This window comes from Bacillus sanguinis, assembly GCF_018332475.1.
In the GTDB taxonomy this organism is placed as follows: Bacteria; Bacillota; Bacilli; order Bacillales; family Bacillaceae_G; genus Bacillus_A; species Bacillus_A sanguinis.
This window is the reverse complement of the sequence record NZ_BOQB01000303.1, coordinates 1-7,023: the sequence shown is the minus strand read 5'-3', so window position 1 is coordinate 7,023 and position 7,023 is coordinate 1. Positions and strand designations below refer to the sequence as shown.

Annotated in this window: 3 protein-coding genes; all 3 read right to left on the bottom strand. The window is 32.1% G+C overall.

Translation table 11 applies throughout. The annotated features are described in order from the left end of the window. Window positions 1-247: 247 nt before the first annotated feature. Window positions 248-1,156: an HD domain-containing protein gene (locus tag KI369_RS24495; RefSeq protein ID WP_154981860.1), complete on the bottom strand. Its 909-nt coding sequence runs from the start codon at window positions 1,154-1,156 to the stop codon at window positions 248-250. Continuing rightward, window positions 1,149-4,589 (bottom strand): DEAD/DEAH box helicase family protein, encoded by a 3,441-nt coding sequence (locus KI369_RS24490; protein WP_154981859.1) that lies wholly within the window; start codon window positions 4,587-4,589, stop codon window positions 1,149-1,151. Before KI369_RS24490 ends, KI369_RS24495 begins: the two co-directional genes overlap by 8 nt. A 232-nt stretch (window positions 4,590-4,821) precedes the next feature. After that, window positions 4,822-6,234 (bottom strand): SpoVR family protein, encoded by a 1,413-nt coding sequence (locus tag KI369_RS24485; protein ID WP_154981858.1) that lies wholly within the window; start codon window positions 6,232-6,234, stop codon window positions 4,822-4,824. Window positions 6,235-7,023 lie beyond the last annotated feature (789 nt).

Genomic DNA, 7,023 nt, shown 5'->3' with positions numbered 1-7,023 from the left:
AGCTCCTTTTGTTATACATACTTCCGATGCATCATCTGCCCATTATAAGAAAACACATCTTTTTTCTTATAAACTTTGACTATGATCTATAGAAAAACGCCATTAGCTCGTATATTTACAAGCTAACTCCTCACTTGAATGTAAGTTTTCTTTGATGCCACAGGCTCGCCCAACCTCGTATTGTTAAGATACTTTCACTACCTTTTATAGCACCAATCAACCTGCTTAATACCGTTTTTCACCAAAACTAAAACTCATAGTGCTCTTTAATTCTTTGTAATAATTCTTCCCTATTACATGGTTTTTCCTCAAATAGCTTTTTTGCAATGTTTAACAATTCACCAACTTTTGGTCCAGGCTCTACTCCAAAATAATTCATTATGTCGAGACCTATAATAGGCATAACACTTTTCATTTCAGTTAAAAGTGTATTTTCAATAAGCTTCCTTGCTTCTACCTCAAAAATATACCCTGGTTTCAAGAGCTCTAACGCCTTGTTCCAGTCATTATAAAATTTTTTACACATTTTACTACTGTCAATTAAATCCCTTCCCATATCACCTGCCGTCTTGGAAATAAGGATTTCAAATTCATGTGGTGGATGATAGCGATCCCTACAAAAATTCCAGTCTTGAACAATGTGATCAATTGATTCATCAGCCTCAATATTTTGTATGCACTTTATTATACTATCATAAAAATCTTTCGCCTCTACTAATATACTGTTTAAACATTGTTTCCAATGCTCTAAAGAATTTGGATATGAAGTAGTACATACTTCTCTAAACCATGAACCACAATATTGTTCCATTTCCTGATTCCTTGGTTTTGTTAAATCTAAACTATGCTGTAAATAAGTCCTTAAATGATGAACTAATTTAAAGTGATTACTTTGTTTATTATCTGAATCTATCGAATAAACCCCTAATTTAGGTAACAAAAATTTAATATCAACTTTTCCTAATTCATAATAATGAATATATAACCAAGATACAGTTTTAATAAATCCTAATTCTGGATTCGAAAAATTAGGTATATGGAATTCTGATTCATTAAAAATTTGTCTATTTGTTAAATTTCTTGATAACCTATCAATAATTTTCCTAGTAGACATTATATCCAACATTAAGCTTTCAATAGACAAAGCATCATTCATTACCTTTTCCTCGCTTTATCTCATAATAATTGATTGGATCTGGAATAAATCCTCTAAAATTAAAAGCGATATGGAATGTTAATTCATCATGTAATTTAATATCTTTATTAAAGGACTTTGGATCAAACCTAACCCTTTTTCTTAACTCTTCTACATAAATATCGCCTTTAGACCAGTTACTAGCTATAAAGCTAACGGTTCCATTATAAACAGTAGGCTGTCCATCGCTGTTACTAGCTAAATAGCTTCTAATTATCCTTCTACTTTTATATAAAAATTCTGATTCACTTTCTAATTCTTTAAAAACTTGCATAGAATCATTTAAATAACCTAAATGAAATAAAACGACTCCCTTAAAATACTTTATGGATGGCGTTGAATAAAAATCCTCTGTCTCCATTAAATCTGTTAATATGCGATAACAATATCCCCAGTCTTCTTTTGTAAAAGGGAGGACTTGACGTTCCTCATAAAAGAATGGTCTTCCTGTTTTCATCATCCACCATAACCTAAATAGCAAGTACATACATTTACCATCATCATTAATCTTTTCTCTAACATTTTCTAAATAATCTACTGCTTCCTTACACCTTAAAACTTCTTCTTCTGTTAATTTCCTATCACGAGGAATATCTTTAATTATTTGATAGGCTTTTCTATAATAACCTACTTTTGATCCTTGTTTTATTAAGTTATTGAATGCTTCTTCTGTCATTTCATCTTTATCTAATAACTTACCTATTTCCATTTTTCGATCTTCATATTTTATTTTTTGATTTGTGCTAATATCATCTGAATTTACTAAATCGAAAATATGGATAATATCCGTTTCTGCTTCTACCCTTTCTATAGGTGAAAGCTGATCAAATAATAATAAACTTTTGGTTATCCAAGCAAACACATCAATCGGATAATAACTATTTGGGTCAAGTTGCTTGGCTTGATAAATTAAATCGCGCGCATCTTTATATAAAGTCCTCAAATTTGAAAATGTATGATTATTATTTATATAATGTTGAATTTGAAAGCCAATAATAGAAGCATGTTCAACTATAATGGCACTTTTCAATGGATAATAATACTTATCTTCATGCACATAGTCCAATGCTTTTTTTATAATTTTTTCGGCATCATTAAGTAATTCTAATTCATCATGATTATCTCTATTTAATATCTGTTTATCGCTTTTTACTACACATTCTCTGAGTAATGTTGCTTCTTGTAACATTAACCTTGGATTGCCTACGCCACGCTCTTCTCTTAGTTGAGTAAGTGTTTTTGATAAATCCAAGAAATATGGTGCATAGTAGGAACTATCTTCTCCATTAGGACCTACGCATCTTATTAAATCTACTGCAAATTGCATCTCATAACTATCTTGACCGAAATCATTATCTCTAACTTCAAGTAATAATTGTTTGATAAATTCAATTTCATATTTACTGCCGCCAAGCCTGTATTGTGTCAATAATTTCGCTTCTAAAGGATGTCTCGGACCAACTAATATGTTTCCTACAGTATCTTCATAACATTTAAATATATCTGTTCCATCAAATATCTTATTAAAATCTTCTAGATAAGATTTATCCAATGTTCTCAAAAGAATTTCCAATGGTATTCTTATTCCATACTTTCCTGGAACCATAATTAAACCTATTAATTTTTGTAGTTGATCTAATTGCTCTCCTCCAATTTCATCCTTATCCGTAGTATTTATAGCTAAATCTTTTGGAGTAATAACTCCTGATTTTAAAAGAGCGTAAGCAAGAGTTGTAGATTTTGCTTCAATCTCTCCCCCTTCGATTTGAATTCTCATCTGCCTTTCAGCATTTTCGACTTCTTTATTAAGCCCCATTCTAATATGACTTCTTGTAACTGGTAACACCCTATACAAACAAACTAAAAAATTCGGGTCATCAATGTGTATCTGATCTTTCAAAACGTCACCTAAACCTGGATCAAACCTATTGATAAAACTCAAGAAATTATTTGACTCATTAATCTCTAGTTGTGAAGGCGCATTTACATAATTATTCAAGTTCCCTACATTATCTAACTTATATGAACTTCCCAATATGACAACTTTTCTCCCCCGACTTGCCAAAAAGTTTAATAATGAGTAATACTGGGTAACTTCAGTCATACCATCCCATATAATTAAGCAAGTTTTTGCCCCTAAATCCTCAGCCCATTTACAAAATGCTTCTAAATCATTATTTGATAAACGTTGTGACTTTCTTTCAATAAAAAGAACAGGGTACTTTCCTTCATCCCGTACTCTGTAAGCAATTGATCCAAGTGCTACTGTTTTTCCTGTACCTGTTTGTCCATGTAAAATGATGGGATCATTTTGCAATTGCCTTTCTTCTAAAGAAGATGTAACTATCCTATATAACTCTTCTTCAAAGTTCCTTGCAAAAGAATACCCTTTGTTATATCCATCCCAAATTGGCTTAATGCTTGACTCAGATAAAAATTTTCTAAATTCACTATACCTTTTTTCATCAGAAATTGGCTCAGGTGGTAAAAATAATGAATCTGTTAAAATCGTTGCACTTTTGCTAGTTTGATTCCATATTGAAGGTGGAATACCGAAAACTTTGTCACCTATTTGGATAGAATGTTTAAATTCCTCATTAGGTTTATCATTTAAATCTATATGTCCATTTTCTTCTGCATGGCTTAAAAAGGACATTAAACTTTCAGTATGTAAAACTATTTTCCCTTCTTCTAACAATAAATTTATATATTCATCTTCTTTAAGTTCATCCGTTATACTAAAAATATGTACTTGTTTATCATTCAGCTCCGATATAGCTACATATAACATTTCTGGATTTAACCAATCAGCTGTTCCTGCGTATCCCTCAATTATTAATACACCTAAAGGTGTTATCAACTCTTTAAGTCGCCTAGCTAAAGCAGTCGCAATAGGTTTCCTTTTAATAAACTCTATTTTAGAAAGCGGAGCTCTCTCTGAATCTTCTGTTCTATTCACTGATCCAAATAAAAAAGTTGTATGCAATCTCAAACGATTTCTAGGATTCTCAGGCGAATGTTTGTCATTATATATAGATTGAAACTCCCGCCAATCATTTTTAAATGATTTAAACCAAAATGAATCTATACATGATGTATAAACACCATTCCATTTAAATTTGGCTATGTAATCAAGCCAAGAAGGAGAAGTAAACCTTTCACACCTCTGCTGCATCCAAGCTAAAATAGCTTCCTTCTCATTAGCATCATTCTTAATGCAACTATCAAAGAGTTGTATTAAATCATTATAATCAGTAATTACTTGCCCAGTTCCATATTTCCGACTTACTTCCGCTAACAATGGATCTTTTCCTGTCGCTGTTCTAAGGGTATCCTGTCCTAAAAATAAAAAGGATGGACCCCTTTTCAGTTTTTCTAAAAATTCATTATTCACTAGCATTCACCTCTTCATATATAATACTAATTAAAATAATTATACTAAATTTTCGACTTAATTAGCATAATTTACAAGTTTATACTAAAAAATAATGTAACATACTAACGAAATACAAAAAACAAAGCTATTATTTCAATAGCTTTGCTCTCTTTTAATATTCGATAATACATTCATTTTTATAGCCAATTACATAAATATCCTTATTTAATTACTGGTTATATCAATAACATCACACATACTTCCTATGCACCATCTTCCCATCATAAGAAAACACAACACCTTTATTCTCCACAACTGATTCCATATGAACGGTTCTTCCCCACAGTTGATACATATAAGGCAATACTTTCTCCAAATACTTCAAATCAAGTTCAATTCCTTCATAATAATGCTTTAAGTATAGTTCACCAGTTTTTAAGTAATCTCCATCTTCAACCATCAAATATGGAAATCCACCATTTGTTCTCATGTTTACAAGCTGATCTCGTACATGTGTCCATTCTTTATCTATAACTTTGTACTCTTTTCCTTGCCTTTGGAACAAGTACATATCTTCTCGCATAACCAATTCTTTCGTTAAATAATTACGAATAAATGATGTGTCACTATCCAGCTCCCGCACCTCAAAAATTTTCTGTTTACCCGATCCAGGCTTAATTCCTCTTCGTTTCATTTCTTCAGTCGGATTGTCATAACGTTCTTCAATGTGTTCAAACATTTTAATTCCTAGATAGTATGGATTAATGCTTGTTTTCGATGGTTGAACTACACCTGCATTTAATTTTGCAAATTCAATAGCTTCACTTGAAGTTAAATCCATTTCTCGTAAAATTCTTTGATGCCACAGACTTGCCCAACCTTCATTCATAATTTTCGTTTCCATTTGTGCCCAAAAGTAAAGCATTTCTTCTCGCAGCATCGTTAAAATATCTCGCTGCCACTCTTCTAACTCCCGACTGTATTCTTGAATGAACAACAATAAATCTTTTTCAGATTGTGGCGGGAACTTCTTTTTCTTACGAATACTCTGCGGCTCCTGTTTTTTATTTCTATTATCTAATCCCCACAAATCATCATAATCTGTTTTTCTTCTTTCTTCTCGTTCTTCTACATACATATCATCCATTGACCAGGATAGTTTATTCCTTACTAGTGATGGATCAATGTGTTCTTGAATTGCCAGTACAGCGTCTAGAAACTTTTCAACTTCTTGTCTTCCATATTCATGTTCATATGCTTTAATGCGTTCTGCAGTCGCTGCCATACTTTCAACCATGTCTCGCTTTGTATTTGAAAATCGAATGTTATTTTTGAAAAAATCACAATGCGCCAGTACATGGGCAACAATCAATTTATTTTGAATCAGGCTATTTGTATCTAATAGGAAGGCATAGCATGGATTCGAATTAATTACCAACTCATAAATTTTGCTTAGTCCTAAGTCATAATGAAGCTTCATCTTAAAAAATTGCTTTCCAAAGCTCCAGTGTGAAAAACGAGTAGGCATTCCATATGCCCCAAATGTATAAATAATCTCAGCAGGACAAACTTCATATCTCATCGGATAAAAATCCAATCCAAATCCCGTTGCAATTTCTGTAATTTCATCGATTGCGTATGCAAGTGCACGATCTTGACTCATTACATTTCCCCTCCTCTTCTCCTATACAGTAAATGTATGAGACAAGCAGAGAAAACATGAGACAAGTTTATATTGATTCCTCTAAAAAGTATTAGTTATCCATAAAAAAATGAATTCCCAGTTATGTCCTACATTTGAATTGTCCTTGAGTAACATTACCTCGGTAAACTTACAATCATATCATTACAAAAATGAATTTACCCGTGTAAATAGCAAAAGGCATATCCAATCAAAATAATTGAATATACCTAATAAAAATCGATTCTTTTCTACAAATCTTTGAAAATAGGACAAGAACGAACAAGCCCTAAAACCGAGGAGATTATTTACGATTTCCCTAAAAACCGAGAGCTCTAAAATTTGAAAATACAGCAACCATACGAAATGGACAAGAACCCTTGAAACCACTAGGGACAAGCACTCCTTGTCCCCTTTTTCTCGGTAATAACAAATGCCAGCGATCGCTGGCATTTGTTATTACCGAGAATTTCAGCTACTACATGTATCTAGTATTGCACTAAAACCGAGATTTATTTTATCGCTTCAAGTAGTTTCATAGAAAATATAAGAACGAGTTTTAGCGAAGAGACGCATACTTTGATTGCAATTCTTTATTGACTTTCAATCAAAGTAGCCGTTCTCAGCCTGTACAAATTAATAAAAGCTTGTCCATTTATTGATACTACAACTTTTCGGTCATCTTTATCTTCTTACCGAGCCGATAGCTTGTACACACTTGATATATCAACACATTAGATCATCTATTTTTGTTTATTTCTCATTACAATC